The organism is Achromobacter sp. (genome assembly GCF_032102605.1).
In the GTDB taxonomy this organism is placed as follows: domain Bacteria; phylum Pseudomonadota; class Gammaproteobacteria; order Burkholderiales; family Burkholderiaceae_B; genus Achromobacter.
Window position 1 is genome coordinate 179771 of the sequence record NZ_DAMDGT010000006.1, and the last position, 15493, is coordinate 195263.

Consider the following 15493-nt stretch of genomic DNA (forward strand, 5'->3'; position numbering starts at 1 on the left):
GCGGCTTCAGTCGGCCTCGTCGATCCAGGCCATCTGGATGGCTTCAAGGATCTTTTCGCCGCAGTGGGCCGGGTCGTCGGTGAAACCCGGCAAGCCCATGACCCACTCACGCAACTGCGTGAAGCGCAGCGTCTTGGGATCCACGTCAGGATGCGCGTCCACCAGCGCGGCGGCGATGTCGTAGGTATCGGTCCACTTCATCAATGGCCCTCTTTCGCGTGATTGATCGTGTACTTCGGAATTTCGACGGTCAGGTCAGCTTCGCTTACCAGCGCCTGGCAGGACAGGCGCGACGTCGGGGTCAGGCCCCAGGCCTTGTCCAACAGGTCTTCTTCATCGTCCGTGGCGTCTTCCAGCGAGGAATAGCCCTGCTTCACCACCACATGACAGGTCGTGCACGCGCATGACAGTTCGCAGGCGTGCTCGATGTCGATGTGGTTGTCCAGCAGCACCCGGCAGATCGACACGCCCTTGGGCGCGTCTTCGATCACGGCGCCCTCCGGGCAATAGTCGGGATGAGGCAATACAGTCAGTTTCGGCATAGCTTTTTATCAGGCGATTTCGTCAAGTTTGCGGCCGGCCAACGCGGCGCGGATGCTGCGGTCCATCCGCCGCGCGGCGAATTCGTCGGTCGCGGCGGACAAGGCCTGCACCGCTTCCGTCACCGTATCCACGTCCTGCGCTTCCTGCGCCGCCATGGCGGCTTGCAGGCACTCGTCGACCCGCTTGCGCTCGTCGGCATTCAGCAGATCGCCGTCGACGGCCAGGGCCGCCTGCACCGACTCCACAAGCTGACGCGCGTCCACTTGCTGTTCACGCAGCATGCGGGCCTTGGCGTCGGTGTCGGCCTGCGCCACGCTGTCGGCCAGCATCTGCGCAATTTCATCGTCCGACAGGCCGTACGACGGCTTGACGGAAACCATGGCTTCAACGCCCTGGCTCTGCTCGCGCGCAGTCACGCTCAACAGCCCGTCCGCATCCACCTGGAACGTCACACGGATACGGGCGGCGCCTGCCACCATGGGCGGGATGCCGCGCAGCTCGAATCGCGCCAGCGAACGGGAATCCGAGACCAGGTCGCGCTCGCCCTGCACCACATGGATGCTCATCGCGGTCTGGCCATCTTTGAACGTCGTGAATTCCTGCGCGCGCGCCACCGGAATGGTGCTGTTGCGCGGAATGATACGCTCGACCAGGCCACCCATGGTTTCCAGGCCCAGCGACAGCGGGATCACGTCCAGCAGCAGCCAGTCTTCGCCCGGCGCCCGGTTGCCCGCCAGCAGATTCGCCTGCAAAGCGGCCCCCAGCGCCACGACCTGATCCGGATCCAGGTCGGTCAAAGGTTCCGTGCCAAACACCTTGGCCACGGCCGCGCGCACGACCGGCATGCGCGTTGCGCCGCCCACCATCACCACGCCGCGCACGTCGGCGGGCTTGAGCGCCGCGTCGCGCAATGCGCGGCGAGCGCAGTCCAGCGTGCGTTCGATAAGGGGCTGGGCCAGCGCTTCGAATTCGGCGCGCGTCAACGTCAGGTCGACCTGGCGCCCGTCGGACAGCGTCAGCGCAAGGCTGGCGGACTCGGCGTCGGACAGGGCCTCCCGCGCTGCGCGCGCCGCCATCAACAGGCTGCGCCGATCAGCGGGCGACAAATCGCCGGCGCCCAACCGGGCCTCGGCGTGATCCGCGATCAGCGCGTCGAAATCGTCCCCGCCCAGGGCCGTGTCGCCGCCCGTCGAAATCACTTCGAAGACGCCCTTGGTCAGGCGCAGGATGGAGATGTCGAAGGTGCCGCCGCCCAGGTCATACACGGCGTACACGCCCTCGGCGGCGGTGTCGAGCCCGTAGGCAATTGCCGCGGCGGTCGGCTCGTTCAGCAAACGCAGAACGTTCAGGCCCGCCAGGCGAGCCGCGTCGCGTGTGGCCTGGCGCTGCGCATCATCGAAATACGCGGGCACGGTGATCACGGCGCCCACAAGGTCGTCGCCCAGCACGTCTTCGGCGCGCTGGCGCAGCACAGCCAAAATTTGCGCGGACACTTCAACCGGACTCAGGTCGCCCTGAGCTGTGCGGATGCGCACCATGCCCGGCGCGTCCACGAATTCGTACGGCGCGCGGGAAGCACGCGCCTCTTCGAGCGAGCGGCCCATGAAGCGCTTGACCGACACGACGGTATTCAGCGGATCTTCCGCCTGCTGGGCAAGCGGTTCGCGACCCGTCGTGACTTTGCCATCGGGGAAATAACGCACCGCCGACGGCAGCAAGGCATGGCCTTGGGCGTCGGGCAGCACTTCAGCAACACTGCTGCGCACCGCAGCGACAAGCGAATTGGTGGTGCCCAGGTCGATCCCGACCGCCAGCTTGCGCTGGTGCGGCGCGGGCGACTCGCCGGGCTCGGATATCTGCAATAAGGCCATGATTCTGCTTTTCTGGTCAGTAGGCGGCGCCTCGCGGGCGTTCCTGGCGGGAACACCCGGGCGTGCCTTGGGCTATCCCGCAGGCTGAACGTGCGCCAGCTCTTGCGCCAGCTTTTCCACGAACATCCATTCGCGCACTTTGCGTCCGGCCGCCGCGTAATCGCGTTCGTCGTCCAGCAGACGCGCCAGCGTGGCGCGCATGTCGCTGCGCGCCTCGTCCAGCTCGGCCTGCAGCGCGCTCAAGACATCGGCATCGTCCCGCGCATCGTCCAGCATTTCGCGCCAGGTCATCTGCTGCATCAGGAACGCCGCGTCCATGGACGTGTTGCTTTCGGTCTGAAGGTCGACGCCGGCTTGCTCGCACAGGTAGCGCGCGCGCAACAGCGGATCTCTCAGTTGGCGATAGGCCTCGTTGGCACGCGCGGCCCACTGCATGGCCACACGGCGTTCCGCGGGACTTGCCGTGGCGAAGCGGTCGGGGTGAACCTGTGCGGCGACGGTTCGCCAGGCGCTTTCCAGCGCCTGGGCGTCCAGGTCGAAGCGTGCCGGCAAGCCAAACAGGCTGAAGTGATCGTCACCAGCCAAGGCTTACACCGTGAACGACTCGCCGCAGCCGCAGGTCGCCTTCTCGTTGGGGTTGCGGAACTTGAAGCCTTCATTCAGGCCCTCGCGGGCGTAATCGAGTTCCGTGCCATCAAGGTAGGCCATGCTCTTGGGATCGACGAAGACCTTCACACCGAAGCTCTCGAACATGACGTCTTCCAGGTGGGCCTCGTCGACGTACTCAAGCTTGTAAGCCATCCCGGAGCAGCCCGTCGTCCTAACGCCGAGCCGCAAGCCGATACCCTTTCCGCGCTTCTGCAAGTAGCGGCCGATATGGGTGGCAGCCTGTTGGGTCAGGGTAACGGACATGGTCAGCCCGCCACAGCTTCGGCCGGGGCCGAGTGCTTTTCTTTGTAGTTCTGCACCGCGGCCTTGATTGCGTCTTCGGCCAGGATGGAGCAGTGCACCTTCACGGGCGGCAGGGCCAGTTCTTCCGCGATCTGCGTGTTGCGGATGTTCATCGCTTGGTCCAGCGTCTTGCCCTTGACCCATTCGGTCACGAGCGAGCTGGAAGCAATGGCCGAGCCACAGCCGTAGGTCTTGAAGCGCGCGTCTTCGATCACACCGGCTTCGTTGACCTTGATCTGCAGCTTCATGACGTCGCCACAGGCCGGCGCGCCGACCATGCCAGTGCCCACCGAGTCGTCCGACTTGTCGAACGAACCGACGTTGCGCGGGTTTTCGTAGTGATCCAGAACTTTGGTGCTGTAAGACATGTTAATTCTCCACGTATATCAAGGCGCGGGCGCTTAGTGCGCGGCCCACTGCACGGTATTCAAGTCGATGCCTTCCTTGGCCATTTCCCAAAGCGGCGACATGTCGCGCAGCTTGCCCACGCGGCTCTTGATGAGTTCAACCGCGAAATCCACTTCCTTTTCGGTCGTGAAACGACCCAGCGTGAAACGGATCGAGCTGTGCGCCAGTTCGTCATTGCGGCCCAGGGCGCGCAGAACATAAGACGGCTCCAGGCTGGCCGAGGTGCAGGCCGAACCGCTGGAGACGGCAAGTTCCTTGATCGCCATGATCAACGACTCGCCTTCGACGTAGTTGAAGCTGACGTTCAGGTTGTGCGGCACGCGCTGATCCATATCGCCGTTCAGGTAGACCTCTTCGATCTCGGACAGGCCATTCCAGAGGCGGTCGCGCAACATGCGGATGCGTTCGTTTTCGGTACCCATTTCTTCGCGCGCCAGGCGGAAGGCTTCGCCCATGCCGACGATCTGGTGCGTGGCCAACGTGCCCGAGCGGAATCCGCGCTCATGGCCGCCGCCGTGCATCTGCGCTTCGATGCGCACGCGCGGCTTGCGGCGCACGTACAGCGCGCCGATGCCCTTGGGGCCGTAGGTCTTGTGCGCCGAGAACGACATCAGGTCGACCTTGAGCTTTTGCAGGTCGATTTCCACCTTGCCGGTCGCCTGGGCGGCGTCGACGTGGAAAATAATGCCCTTCTCGCGGCAGATCTCGCCCAGCGTTTCCACGTCCTGGATCACGCCGATCTCGTTGTTCACCATCATCACGGACACCAGCACGGTATCCGGACGCAGCGCCGCCTTGAAGACATCCAGGTCGATCAGCCCGTTGTCCTTGACGTTCAGGTACGTGACCTCGAAACCCTGCCGTTCCAATTCGCGACAGGTATCCAGCACTGCCTTGTGCTCGGTCTTGACGGTGATGATGTGCTTGCCGCGTTCGGCATAGAAATTGGCGGCGCCCTTGATGGCCAGGTTGTCGGATTCGGTGGCGCCGGAGGTCCAGACGATCTCGCGCGGGTCAGCGTTGACCAGCTTGGCGACTTCTTCGCGTGCGCGCTCCACGGCCTCTTCGGATTCCCAGCCAAACGCATGGCTGCGCGACGCCGGATTGCCAAAATTGTCGTAAAGCCAGGGCACCATCTTGTCCACGACGCGGGGGTCGACGGGGGTCGTGGCCGAATAGTCCAGATAGATGGGACGGGTGGTCATTTCTACAACTCCTGATACTTCTTATACGGTGGCATTGGCTGCGACGGTCGTGGTCGGGGCGTTGGCGGCAGTGGCGCCTCCCACCCTGTTCACACGCACCGCGCAGGCCTGCGCTTGATTGGTGGCTTCCTGCAACTGGCGCACGCGCTGCTGATCAACCAGATCTTGCAGCGACACCGAATCCAGGTAGTCCACCATCTTGCGATTCAACGTGGCCCAGAGCTCGTGCGTCATGCACTTGCCCGGTTTGCCATCGTTGCCGCTCGTACAGTCCCGCTTGCCGCCGCAGCTGGTGGCGTCCAGGGGTTCGTCAACGGCGAAAATGATGTCGGCGACCGTCACGTTGCGCGCAAGGCGGGCAAGAGAGTAACCGCCACCGGGGCCCCGCACGCTGTCCACGAGTTCGTGGCGGCGCAGTTTCCCGAATAGCTGTTCCAGATAGGAAAGCGAAATGTTCTGACGCTGGCTGATGGCCGCAAGAGTGACCGGACCGCTATGCTGCCGCATAGCCAGATCGATCATGGCAGTCACGGCGAAACGCCCTTTGGTAGTTAGCCGCATGGTGGGTTCCCTGTGAATCGGCAATGGCCGCCAGCGAATCCAGCGGTCAATACCCGAGTAATTGGCTCAAGTATAGCCTATTCCCGACTAATTTGGTATGGCTCCGGGCTACAAAAAACCGCGCATCTGCGCGGTTTTTCACTGCCATCTGCCCTGGGATCCGCGAAACACGCGGTTCCAGGCTAGAGGAATCAAGCAGCTTGGTACTGGGTAGCGCGCTTGCGGACCAATTCAAGGACGCCCTGACAGGCGTCTTCCAGGTAATCCAGGACCTTGCCGAAGCCGTCGGCTCCACCGTAGTACGGATCAGGCACGGTGGCCTCTTCGAACTCGTTGGCAAAGCGCATCAGCAGCATCAGCTTGTGCTGATATGCCTTGGGGCATTGCTGCTGCATGGCCGAGAGGTTGTCCCAGTCCATGGCGAGGATAAGATCGAAGTCGCGGAAGTCTTCCGCGGTGACCTGACGGGCCTCGCAGTGGGTGATCTCGTAGCCGCGCTTGCGCGCTGCGGCCTGCGCCCGGGCATCAGGCGCCTCGCCAATGTGAAACGCGTGCGTTCCCGCGGAGTCGATGCGAACGACATCGCCCAAACCCGCGTCATTCACCAAATGGCGAAACACGCCCTCTGCGCTCGGCGAGCGACAGATATTGCCCATGCAAACGAAAAGTACCTTGGTCATCATGGAAGCAAGTGTGCGGGAAAACCCGAGATAAGGCAAGCTTTTTTTGCGCCTGCGCAATTGACGAAAAGCAAATCCGACCCTTTGAAATCCGCAATGAAATCATTGACTTGCAGTGGCTTCCTCAGACGTCAACTCACGATGGCCAAGGCCTAAATCCGCCGATAGTTACATCATGATTGCAACGCAGCAGATTTCCGGACTTTTCAGCATCCTGTAAGTTACGTGACATGAATTGATACGCCAATCGGGCCCTAGACTGCCCCATCGAGCAGTACCCGCTGCTTCAAGGCGTTCAAAGAGTCGCGGGCGGCGGCGGCCTGCTCGAACTCCAGGTTTCGGGCGTGATCCATCATCAGCTTTTCAAGACGCTTGATTTCGCGCGCCAGCGACTTTTCGTCCTTCAGCACATCGGCGGGGATGGCGGCTTCCAGCGCGTCGTGCTGCGCGGGCGCCACGATGCCGTCGATAAGTTCGCGCACTGCCTTCTGCACGCCGCGCGCCGTAATGCCGTGGTCGGCATTGAACTGGATTTGCTTGGTGCGGCGACGGCCGGTTTCCTCCATGGCGCGCTGCATCGAATCCGTGATTCGATCCGCATAAAGGATGGCATGCCCATTGAGGTTGCGCGCCGCCCGGCCGATCGTCTGGATCAGGCTGCGCTCCGACCGCAGGAACCCTTCCTTGTCAGCGTCCAGGATCGCCACCAGGGATACTTCGGGAATATCCAGCCCTTCGCGCAGAAGGTTGATGCCGACGAGCACGTCGAAAGTACCCAGCCGCAAGTCCCGCAGGATTTCCACGCGCTCGACCGTATCGATATCGGAGTGCAAATAGCGCACCTTCACGCCATGCTCGGCGAGGAAGTCGGTCAAGTCTTCCGCCATGCGCTTGGTCAGGGTGGTGACCAGGACTCGCTCACCCTGCGTGACGCGAGCCTTGATCTGACCAAGCAAGTCATCCACTTGGGTGCGCGCAGGCAGCACCTCGACCACCGGGTCGACCAGGCCCGTGGGTCGCACAACCTGCTCGACGACGTTGTCGGCATGCTCTTTTTCGTAGGCGGCAGGCGTTGCCGAAACGAACACGCACTGGCGCATCCGCGCCTCGAACTCTTCGAGCTTGAGTGGCCGATTGTCCAAGGCAGACGGCAGACGGAAGCCGTATTGCACCAGCGTTTCCTTGCGCGATCGGTCCCCACGGTACATGGCGCTGAGTTGGCCGATGGTGACGTGGCTTTCATCAATGAACATCAGCGCATCGGACGGCAGGTAGTCGATGAGAGTGGGCGGAGGTTCGCCCGGCGCGGCGCCTGAAAGATGACGGGAGTAGTTTTCGATGCCCTTGCAGAAACCGAGTTCCTGCAGCATTTCTAGGTCGAAACGGGTGCGTTGCTCGAGCCGCTGGGCTTCGACCAGGTGGCCATCGTCCACGAAACGCTTGGTGCGCTCACGCAACTCTTCCTTAATGGTCTCGATCGCGCGCAGCACGGTGTCGCGCGGCGTGACGTAGTGCGAGCCCGGATAGACCGTGAAGCGCGGCAATTTCTGGCGGATACGGCCCGTCAGCGGGTCGAACAGTTCCAGGCTTTCGATTTCATCGTCGAACAGGGTCAGGCGCAGTGCGAGTTCGGCGCTTTCTGCCGGAAAGATATCGATGGTCTCGCCCCGCACGCGGAACACACCACGCGTAAATTCAGCGTCGTTGCGGGTGTACTGCATGGCGACCAGGCGCGCCAGGATCTCGCGGCGCGCGATTTGATCGCCCGTGCGCAGGATGAGCACCATCGCGTGGTAATCACCAGGGTTGCCGATACCATAGATGCACGACACCGTGCCAACGATGATCGTGTCCCGGCGCTCCAGCAGGCTTTTGGTGGCCGACAGCCGCATCTGCTCGATGTGTTCATTGATGGACGAATCCTTTTCGATGAACAGATCGCGCGTTGGTACGTAGGCCTCGGGCTGGTAGTAGTCGTAGTACGAAACAAAGTACTCGACGGCGTTCTTCGGGAAGAACTCACGCATTTCAGCGTACAACTGCGCGGCCAGCGTTTTGTTGGGCGCAAGCACCAGCGCAGGGCGGCCCATGCGCGCGATGACGTTGGCCATGGTGTAGGTCTTGCCCGACCCCGTCACCCCCAGCAGCGTCTGGAACATCAGGCCGTCTTCGACACCCTGCGTCAGCCCTTCGATGGCCGTGGGCTGGTCCCCTGCTGGCGGATAGGGCTGGTAAAGATGAAACGGGCTGTCAGGGAAATCGACGAATCCCGGACCTGCGGCGGGAGCCCCCGCGCTTGGGTCTATTGCGCTCTTAGGCATGCTAGACTGTTCCAGGGTAAACCCCCCATTATCCACAGCACCTCGTACTGCGTCCACCCACCTCATCAGAGTCCCATGAGCACCCTTTTCGATTCCGTCGAGCTCGCGCCGCGCGACCCCATTCTTGGTCTGAACGAACAATACAACGCGGACACCCGCCCCGGTAAAGTGAACCTGGGCGTCGGCGTGTACTACGACGATCAGGGACGGATCCCGCTGCTGGGCGCAGTGCGCAAAGCCGAAGTCGCTCGCATCGAGGCCGCCGCCGCCCGCGGTTACCTGCCGATCGAAGGCATCGCCGGCTACAACAACGCCGCCCAGACGCTTTTGCTGGGCAAGGATTCGGCCCTGGCCGCGGCTGGCCGCGTCCTGACCACGCAAGCCCTTGGCGGCACCGGCGCACTGAAGATCGGCGCCGATTTCCTGCGCCAGCTCCTGCCGGGCAGCAAGGTCCTGATCAGCGATCCCAGCTGGGAAAACCATCGCGCCCTGTTCGAGCGCGCCGGCTTCGAAGTCGGCACGTACGCCTACTACGACGCATCCACCCGCGGCCTGAACTTCGACGCCATGCTAGCCGACCTGAAGGCGGCGCCCGCCAGGACGGTCGTCGTGCTGCACGCGTGCTGCCATAACCCCACCGGCGCGGATCCCACCGCCGAACAGTGGAAGCAGATCGCAGCCGTCGTGAAGGAAAACAACCTGGTCCCCTTCCTGGACATCGCCTACCAAGGGTTCGGCGACGGCCTGACGGAAGACGCCTCGGTCGTGCGCCTGTTCGCCGATCTGGACATGACCATGTTCATCAGCTCTTCGTTCTCGAAGTCGTTCTCGCTGTACGGCGAGCGCGTCGGCGCGCTGACGGTCGTTGCCGGCAGCAAGGATGAAGCCACTCGCGTCCTGAGCCAGCTCAAGCGCGTCATTCGCACCAACTACTCCAACCCGCCCACGCACGGCGGCACGGTAGTCTCTACGGTCCTGAACACGCCCGAACTCTTCGCCCTCTGGGAAGAAGAACTGGCCGGCATGCGCGACCGCATCCGCCTGATGCGCAAGCAGTTGGTCGACAAGATCAAGGAACACGGCGGCAAGCAGGATTTCAGCTTCGTGCTCAAGCAGCGCGGCATGTTCTCCTACTCGGGCCTCAGCTCCGCCCAAGTCGACCGCCTGCGCGAAGAACATGGCGTGTACGCCGTGTCCAGCGGCCGCATCTGCGTGGCTGCCTTGAACAGCGGCAACATCGACAAGGTGGCGGCCGCCATCGCAGCTGTGCTGTAAAAGCTGCCGAGCGGCGCTGCGCCGCTTTCTGCCAAACGGGGCCTGCGGGCCCCGTTTTCATTTGCGGCGGCCACGGCTTGCTTTTTTGCGCTGCGTCCCCCAGAATGGCGCTGTATATATGTACAGTCCGCTCGCAACGGATCATCGCCATGGCCAGCAAACTCACGGATCGCCAACAACAAATCCTGGATCTCATCAGGCAAACGGTCACGCGCACCGGCTTTCCGCCGACGCGCGCTGAAATTGCCCAGGCCTTGGGTTTTCGCTCACCCAACGCCGCAGAAGACCACCTCAAGGCGCTCGCCCGCAAAGGCGCCATCGAGCTCACTGCAGGCGCTTCGCGCGGCATCCGCCTGAAGGATACCGGCGCCGCACCCGTGCAGGCCTCGCTGCCTATTCCTGCGCTGGCGCAGTTGCTGCTGCCCCTGGTAGGCCGCGTCGCGGCGGGCAGCCCGATCCTCGCCGCCGAACACGTTGAACGCGAGGTCGGCGTGGACCCCAACCTTTTCGCCCAAGCGCCCGATTACCTGCTGAAGGTGCGCGGCATGAGCATGCGCGACGCCGGCATCCTGGAAGGCGATCTGCTGGCCGTCAAAAAAGCCTCTGAAGCCCGCAACGGCCAGATTGTGGTGGCCCGCCTAGGCGACGACGTCACGGTCAAGCGTCTGCAACGCCAGAACGGGCATATTGAACTCCTGCCTGAAAATCCCGACTTCGAAACGATCGTGGTCAAGGCCGGCCAGGAATTTGCCCTGGAAGGTATTGCGGTCGGGCTGATCCGTACGCAGGCATTGCACTGACAAAACCTGCCGTCGGGCGATCCTCCCGGCACAAATAAAAAACCCCGCTTATCAACTAAGCGGGGTTTTTTGTTGGGATGCCCTTTTGCAGGGCATCCATGCACCACGGGTGCTATCAGTGCTTCAAGACCGGGTCCGTGGAGCCGGGTTCGGCCGGCTTGGCCACCAGGGGCTCTTTGACGGCTTCTTCCTCGGCCAGGGGCTCCGGCAGACGCTCCAAGGCAAGTTCCAACACCTTGTCGATCCAGCGAACCGGCACGATCTCAAGGTGGTTCTTGACGTTGTCCGGGATCTCCGCCAAATCCTTGACGTTTTCTTCCGGAATCAGAACCGTCTTGATGCCGCCACGGTGAGCGGCCAACAGCTTTTCCTTCAGGCCGCCGATAGGCAGGACTTCGCCGCGCAACGTGATCTCGCCGGTCATGGCGACGTCAGCACGCACCGGAATGCGCGACAGAGCCGACACCATGGCCGTGGTGATCGCGATACCTGCAGACGGGCCGTCCTTCGGCGTGGCGCCTTCGGGCACGTGAACGTGCATGTCGTGCTTTTCAAACACGCTGTCAGCAAAGCCCAGGCGGCGAGCGCGCGAGCGCACAACCGTACGAGCAGCTTCGACGGATTCCTTCATCACATCGCCGAGCGAACCCGTACGCTGGATGACGCCCTTGCCAGGCATGTCCGCGACTTCGATCGTCAGCAGGTCGCCACCGACTTCCGTCCACGCCAGACCCGTCACTTGACCGATCTGGTTTTCCTTTTCGGCCATGCCGAATGCATAGCGGCGCACACCCAGGTAATCGCTGAGGTTTTCGGCCGTCACATTGACCGCCTTGACTTCCAGCGTCTTGCCTTCGGCATTGGCGCGATCGCTTTGCGTCAGCAGCTGCTTGATGACCTTGCGGCAGATCTTGCCCACTTCGCGTTCGAGCGCACGCACGCCGGCTTCGCGGGTGTAGTAGCGCACGATGTCGCGCAGCGCGCTGTCGTCCACGGTCAGTTCGCTATCCTTCACGCCGTTGTTCTTCATCAGCTTGGGCAGCAGATGGTCGCGGGCGATGTGGATCTTCTCTTCCTCGGTGTAACCCGACAGGCGGATCACTTCCATACGATCCAGCAGCGCCGGCGGAATGTTCAGCGTGTTGCTGGTCGCCACGAACATGACGTCGGACAGGTCGAAATCGACTTCGATGTAGTGGTCCTGGAACGTGTGGTTCTGTTCCGGGTCCAGCACTTCGAGCAGCGCCGACGAAGGATCGCCGCGGAAGTCCATGCCCAGCTTGTCGATTTCATCAAGCAGGAACAACGGATTGCGCACGCCGACCTTCGACATGTTCTGGACGATCTTGCCGGGCATGGAGCCGATATACGTACGGCGATGGCCGCGGATCTCGGCTTCGTCGCGCACGCCGCCCAGCGCCATCCGGACGAACTTGCGGTTCGTCGCTTTGGCGATGGACTGCCCGAGCGAAGTCTTGCCCACGCCCGGAGGGCCGACCAGGCACAGGATGGGCGCCTTGACCTTGTCGACGCGCTGTTGCACGGCAAGGTATTCCAGGATCCGTTCCTTGACCTTCTCGAGACCGTAATGGTCGTTGTCCAGCACGGTTTCGGCGTTGCTGATCGAGTTGTTGATCTTGCTCTTCTTTCTCCAGGGGAGATTGATGAGCGTATCAATGTAGTTGCGCACCACGGTGGCTTCGGCCGACATGGGCGACATGAGCTTGAGCTTCTTGAGCTCGGCATCGGCCTTCTTGCGCGCCTCTTTGGGCATGTGGGCAGCGATGATCTTCTTTTCGAGCTCTTCGATGTCCGCGCCCTCTTCGCCTTCGCCCAACTCTTTCTGAATGGCCTTGACCTGCTCATTCAGGTAGTAGTCGCGCTGGCTCTTCTCCATCTGCTTCTTCACGCGGCCGCGAATCCGCTTCTCGACCTGGAGGATGTCGATTTCGGTTTCGAGTTGCGTGAGCAGACCTTCGAGGCGTTCGGAGGTGCCGACGATCTCGAGCATCTTCTGCTTCTGCTCGAGCTTGAGGGGCAGGTGCGCGGCGATCGTGTCCGCGAGGCGTCCGGCATCATCGATGCCAGCCAGGGACGTCAGGATCTCCGGGGGGATCTTCTTGTTGAGCTTTACGTACTGCTCGAACTGCGCAACGATGGCGCGGCGCAGGGCTTCGGTTTCGGAGCCCTGCATGGCGTCCGGCTCAATGGGCGACACCTGGCAGGTGAAGTGCGAATCGGCATCTTCGATGGTGTTGATGCGCGCGCGCTGGGTGCCTTCGACCAGCACCTTGACGGTGCCGTCGGGCAGCTTGAGCATCTGCAGAATGCCGGCAACGCAGCCGATTTCGTAAACGTCTTCGGGCGTGGGGTCATCCTTGCCGGCGGATTTCTGGGCCACCAGCATGATGCTTTTGCCCGCTTCCATCGCAACCTCGAGCGCGCGTATGGAGCGCGGACGGCCGACGAACAGCGGGATGACCATGTGCGGGAACACTACGACGTCGCGTAGCGGCAGCAGGGGAAGGTCGATCGGGTCGGAAGGCAGGGTCTGGCTGGCAGACATATGTGGTTCCTCGGTATGACTCGGCGTATCGGGGACGGGGCACTCGGGAATACCCGAGCAAACTCGTCAATTACGTCTGTTATGGGAACAATAGCCGAAAATTCAAGATCTCGGCGCCTGGATAACCAAAAGGCCGATAAAGGCCCCGGTGCGCTTCCAGTATGCGGCCTTGGCGGCCCCGAGAAAAGCGTGTTTTTGGCGTTCAGAAAGCCCTAGGCAAAAAAACCCGTTACGAGAACGGGCTTTTTTGAAATATCAGGCTGCGGCGTCGCGGACTTCGCCGCGTTCGGGTTTCTCTGGCGCGGCGGCCTCATCGGCGTAGATCAGCAAGGGCTTGCCCTCGCCTTCGATGGCGCCTTCGTCGAGCACCACGCGCTTGACGTTGCCCTGGGAGGGCAGGTCATACATGGTGTCGAGCAGCGCCTGCTCGATGATGGACCGCAGGCCCCGGGCGCCCGTCTTGCGGCGGAGCGCCTTGCGGGCGATGGCCTTGAGCGCGGCCGGACGAACGTCCAGCTCGGCGCCTTCCATGGCAAACAGCTTCTGGAACTGCTTGAGCAAGGCGTTCTTGGGCTCGGTCAGGATCTGGACCAGCGCGGCTTCGTCGAGTTCGTCCAGGGTGGCGACGACCGGCAAGCGACCGACCAGTTCCGGAATGAGGCCGAACTTGATGAGATCTTCGGGTTCGACTTCGGAGAACAGCTCGCCCACGCCGCGTTCCGACTTGGCGCGCACCGAAGCCGAAAAGCCGATGCCCGACTTTTCCGTGCGATCGCGGATGACCTTTTCCAGGCCATCGAAGGCACCGCCAACGATGAACAGGATATTGGTGGTATCCACCTGGACGAAGTCCTGGTTGGGGTGCTTGCGACCGCCTTGCGGGGGCACCGAGGCCACCGTGCCTTCGATCAGCTTCAGCAAGGCCTGCTGCACGCCCTCGCCCGACACGTCGCGGGTGATGGACGGGTTGTCGGACTTGCGCGAGATCTTGTCGATCTCGTCGATATAGATGATGGCGCGCTGGGCCTTTTCGACTTCATAGTTGCAGTTCTGCAGCAACTTCTGAATGATGTTCTCGACGTCTTCGCCCACGTAACCGGCTTCGGTAAGCGTGGTGGCGTCGGCCATGACGAAAGGCACATTCAGCATGCGAGCAAGCGTCTGGGCCAGGAGCGTCTTGCCGGAGCCCGTGGGGCCGATCAGCATGATGTTGCTCTTGGACAGCTCGACTTCGTCGCCCTTGATTTCGCCGTGGCGAATGCGCTTGTAGTGGTTGTAGACAGCCACGGCCAGCATGCGCTTGGGCGACGTCTGCCCAATGACGTACTGGTCGAGGAACGTCTTGATTTCAGCCGGAGTGGGCAGTTCGGAACGAATCGCCGCGCGCGCGGTTGCCTGCGCTTCCTCGCGGATGATGTCGTTGCACAAATCTATGCATTCATCGCAGATGAATACCGACGGACCCGCGATCAGCTTGCGGACTTCATGCTGGCTTTTATTGCAAAACGAGCAATGCAGCACTTTTGCGTCTGCCGATCCCTTTTTTTCAGGCATATTTCTTTCGTATCTCAGGTAAAGATGCGCCAGGCCGAGTGAGGCCTAGCGCATGCGCTTACTCAAACATGATGGCAGCGGGTCTGGATTCAACCGGGAAGTCAGCCTTCCGAACGGGAGGCCATGACCTTGTCCACCAGTCCATACGATACCGCATCTTCGGCCGACATGAAGTTGTCACGTTCCGTATCCAGCTCGATGCGCTCCATGCTCTGCCCGGTATTGGCGGACAGGATGCGATTCAGGCGCTCGCGCAGGTCAAGGATTTCACGAGCCTGGATCTGGATGTCCGAGGCCTGCCCTTGGGCGCCGCCGGATGGCTGGTGAATCATGATGCGGGAGTTGGGCAGCGTGAAACGCTTGCCCTTCTTGCCGGCTGCAAGCAGGAACGCACCCATGCTGGCCGCCAGGCCAGTGCACAGGGTGGACACGTCCGGCTTCACGAACTGCATGGTGTCATAGATGGCCATTCCCGCGTACACCGACCCGCCGGGCGAGTTGATGTACAGGGAAATGTCCTTGTCAGGATTCTCCGATTCCAGGAACAGCAACTGAGCCACAACCAGGTTGGCCGTGGCGTCGTTCACCGGTCCCACCAGGAAAATGAGCCGTTCGCGGAGCAGACGCGAATAGATGTCGTAGGCGCGTTCGCCGCGCCCCGACTGCTCGATCACCATGGGAATGTAGCCCAGGCCGGTGGGGGTCACCGAAGACCCGCCATTCATTGCCGCATAGAAATCGGTGAATCTCTGCATAGT

General features: G+C 62.1%; 15 protein-coding genes. 2 read left to right on the forward strand and 13 right to left on the reverse strand.

From position 1 onward, the window contains the following. Positions 1–6 precede the first annotated feature (6 nt). From iscX to uvrB, 10 genes are all read right to left on the reverse strand, one after another. Entirely contained in the window at positions 7–201 is a 195-nt protein-coding gene (gene iscX, locus RT614_RS15760; protein ID WP_313623063.1) for a Fe-S cluster assembly protein IscX, read from the reverse strand. Then, positions 201–542 carry an ISC system 2Fe-2S type ferredoxin gene (gene fdx / locus RT614_RS15765; RefSeq protein ID WP_313623064.1) on the reverse strand — a complete coding sequence of 114 codons (342 nt, stop codon included), beginning with the start codon at positions 540–542 and terminating at the stop codon, positions 201–203. Before fdx ends, iscX begins: the two co-directional genes overlap by 1 nt. A 9-nt stretch (positions 543–551) precedes the next feature. Next, the gene (gene hscA, locus RT614_RS15770; RefSeq protein ID WP_313623065.1) at positions 552–2414 is read right to left on the reverse strand and encodes a Fe-S protein assembly chaperone HscA; all 1863 of its coding nucleotides are present in this window, start codon (positions 2412–2414) and stop codon (positions 552–554) included. A gap of 72 nt (positions 2415–2486) precedes the next feature. Beyond that, positions 2487–2999, reverse strand: coding sequence for a Fe-S protein assembly co-chaperone HscB (gene hscB, locus RT614_RS15775; protein WP_313623066.1), 513 nt, complete (start codon positions 2997–2999; stop codon positions 2487–2489). Positions 3000–3002: 3 nt separating this feature from the next. Next, positions 3003–3326 carry an iron-sulfur cluster assembly protein IscA gene (gene iscA, locus RT614_RS15780; protein WP_313623067.1) on the reverse strand — a complete coding sequence of 108 codons (324 nt, stop codon included), beginning with the start codon at positions 3324–3326 and terminating at the stop codon, positions 3003–3005. Between the two features lie 2 nt (positions 3327–3328). After that, positions 3329–3733 (reverse strand): Fe-S cluster assembly scaffold IscU, encoded by a 405-nt coding sequence (gene iscU, locus RT614_RS15785; protein WP_076520401.1) that lies wholly within the window; start codon positions 3731–3733, stop codon positions 3329–3331. 33 nt (positions 3734–3766) lie between these two features. Continuing rightward, positions 3767–4978 carry an IscS subfamily cysteine desulfurase gene (locus tag RT614_RS15790; protein WP_313623068.1) on the reverse strand — a complete coding sequence of 404 codons (1212 nt, stop codon included), beginning with the start codon at positions 4976–4978 and terminating at the stop codon, positions 3767–3769. A gap of 21 nt (positions 4979–4999) precedes the next feature. Then, positions 5000–5539 carry a Fe-S cluster assembly transcriptional regulator IscR gene (iscR, locus tag RT614_RS15795; RefSeq protein ID WP_056318865.1) on the reverse strand — a complete coding sequence of 180 codons (540 nt, stop codon included), beginning with the start codon at positions 5537–5539 and terminating at the stop codon, positions 5000–5002. Positions 5540–5730: 191 nt separating this feature from the next. Next, positions 5731–6222: a low molecular weight protein-tyrosine-phosphatase gene (locus RT614_RS15800; RefSeq protein WP_006386176.1), complete on the reverse strand. Its 492-nt coding sequence runs from the start codon at positions 6220–6222 to the stop codon at positions 5731–5733. A 251-nt stretch (positions 6223–6473) separates the two neighbouring features. After that, positions 6474–8540: an excinuclease ABC subunit UvrB gene (gene uvrB, locus RT614_RS15805; protein WP_313623069.1), complete on the reverse strand. Its 2067-nt coding sequence runs from the start codon at positions 8538–8540 to the stop codon at positions 6474–6476. A gap of 75 nt (positions 8541–8615) precedes the next feature. Here uvrB and RT614_RS15810 point away from each other — a divergent pair, with 75 nt between their 5' ends. Beyond that, positions 8616–9815, forward strand: a complete 1200-nt coding sequence (locus tag RT614_RS15810) for an amino acid aminotransferase (protein WP_313623070.1) — start codon at positions 8616–8618, stop codon at positions 9813–9815. 149 nt (positions 9816–9964) lie between these two features. Further along, entirely contained in the window at positions 9965–10615 is a 651-nt protein-coding gene (gene lexA / locus RT614_RS15815; RefSeq protein WP_313623071.1) for a transcriptional repressor LexA, read from the forward strand. 115 nt (positions 10616–10730) lie between these two features. Here the strand turns inward: lexA and lon are convergent, their stop codons facing one another. From lon to clpP, 3 genes are all read right to left on the reverse strand, one after another. Further along, positions 10731–13181, reverse strand: a complete 2451-nt coding sequence (lon, locus tag RT614_RS15820) for an endopeptidase La (RefSeq protein ID WP_313623072.1) — start codon at positions 13179–13181, stop codon at positions 10731–10733. Positions 13182–13436: 255 nt separating this feature from the next. Next, positions 13437–14735: an ATP-dependent Clp protease ATP-binding subunit ClpX gene (gene clpX / locus RT614_RS15825; RefSeq protein WP_313623073.1), complete on the reverse strand. Its 1299-nt coding sequence runs from the start codon at positions 14733–14735 to the stop codon at positions 13437–13439. 101 nt (positions 14736–14836) lie between these two features. Next, positions 14837–15490, reverse strand: coding sequence for an ATP-dependent Clp endopeptidase proteolytic subunit ClpP (gene clpP, locus RT614_RS15830; protein ID WP_313623074.1), 654 nt, complete (start codon positions 15488–15490; stop codon positions 14837–14839). Positions 15491–15493: the final 3 nt, after the last annotated feature.

Bases quoted from the DNA above. Each gene is read 5' to 3' on its own strand.
- RT614_RS15810 (WP_313623070.1), top strand. From the start codon at position 8,616: ATGAGCACCCTTTTCGATTCCGTCGAGCTCGCGCCGCGCGACCCCATT.
- iscX (WP_313623063.1), bottom strand. From the start codon at position 201: ATGAAGTGGACCGATACCTACGACATCGCCGCCGCGCTGGTGGACGCG.
- clpX (WP_313623073.1), bottom strand. From the start codon at position 14,735: ATGCCTGAAAAAAAGGGATCGGCAGACGCAAAAGTGCTGCATTGCTCG.
- RT614_RS15800 (WP_006386176.1), bottom strand. From the start codon at position 6,222: ATGATGACCAAGGTACTTTTCGTTTGCATGGGCAATATCTGTCGCTCG.
- lexA (WP_313623071.1), top strand. From the start codon at position 9,965: ATGGCCAGCAAACTCACGGATCGCCAACAACAAATCCTGGATCTCATC.
- hscA (WP_313623065.1), bottom strand. From the start codon at position 2,414: ATGGCCTTATTGCAGATATCCGAGCCCGGCGAGTCGCCCGCGCCGCAC.
- lon (WP_313623072.1), bottom strand. From the start codon at position 13,181: ATGTCTGCCAGCCAGACCCTGCCTTCCGACCCGATCGACCTTCCCCTG.
- fdx (WP_313623064.1), bottom strand. From the start codon at position 542: ATGCCGAAACTGACTGTATTGCCTCATCCCGACTATTGCCCGGAGGGC.
- clpP (WP_313623074.1), bottom strand. From the start codon at position 15,490: ATGCAGAGATTCACCGATTTCTATGCGGCAATGAATGGCGGGTCTTCG.
- iscU (WP_076520401.1), bottom strand. From the start codon at position 3,733: ATGTCTTACAGCACCAAAGTTCTGGATCACTACGAAAACCCGCGCAAC.
- iscR (WP_056318865.1), bottom strand. From the start codon at position 5,539: ATGCGGCTAACTACCAAAGGGCGTTTCGCCGTGACTGCCATGATCGAT.
- iscA (WP_313623067.1), bottom strand. From the start codon at position 3,326: ATGTCCGTTACCCTGACCCAACAGGCTGCCACCCATATCGGCCGCTAC.
- RT614_RS15790 (WP_313623068.1), bottom strand. From the start codon at position 4,978: ATGACCACCCGTCCCATCTATCTGGACTATTCGGCCACGACCCCCGTC.
- uvrB (WP_313623069.1), bottom strand. From the start codon at position 8,540: ATGCCTAAGAGCGCAATAGACCCAAGCGCGGGGGCTCCCGCCGCAGGT.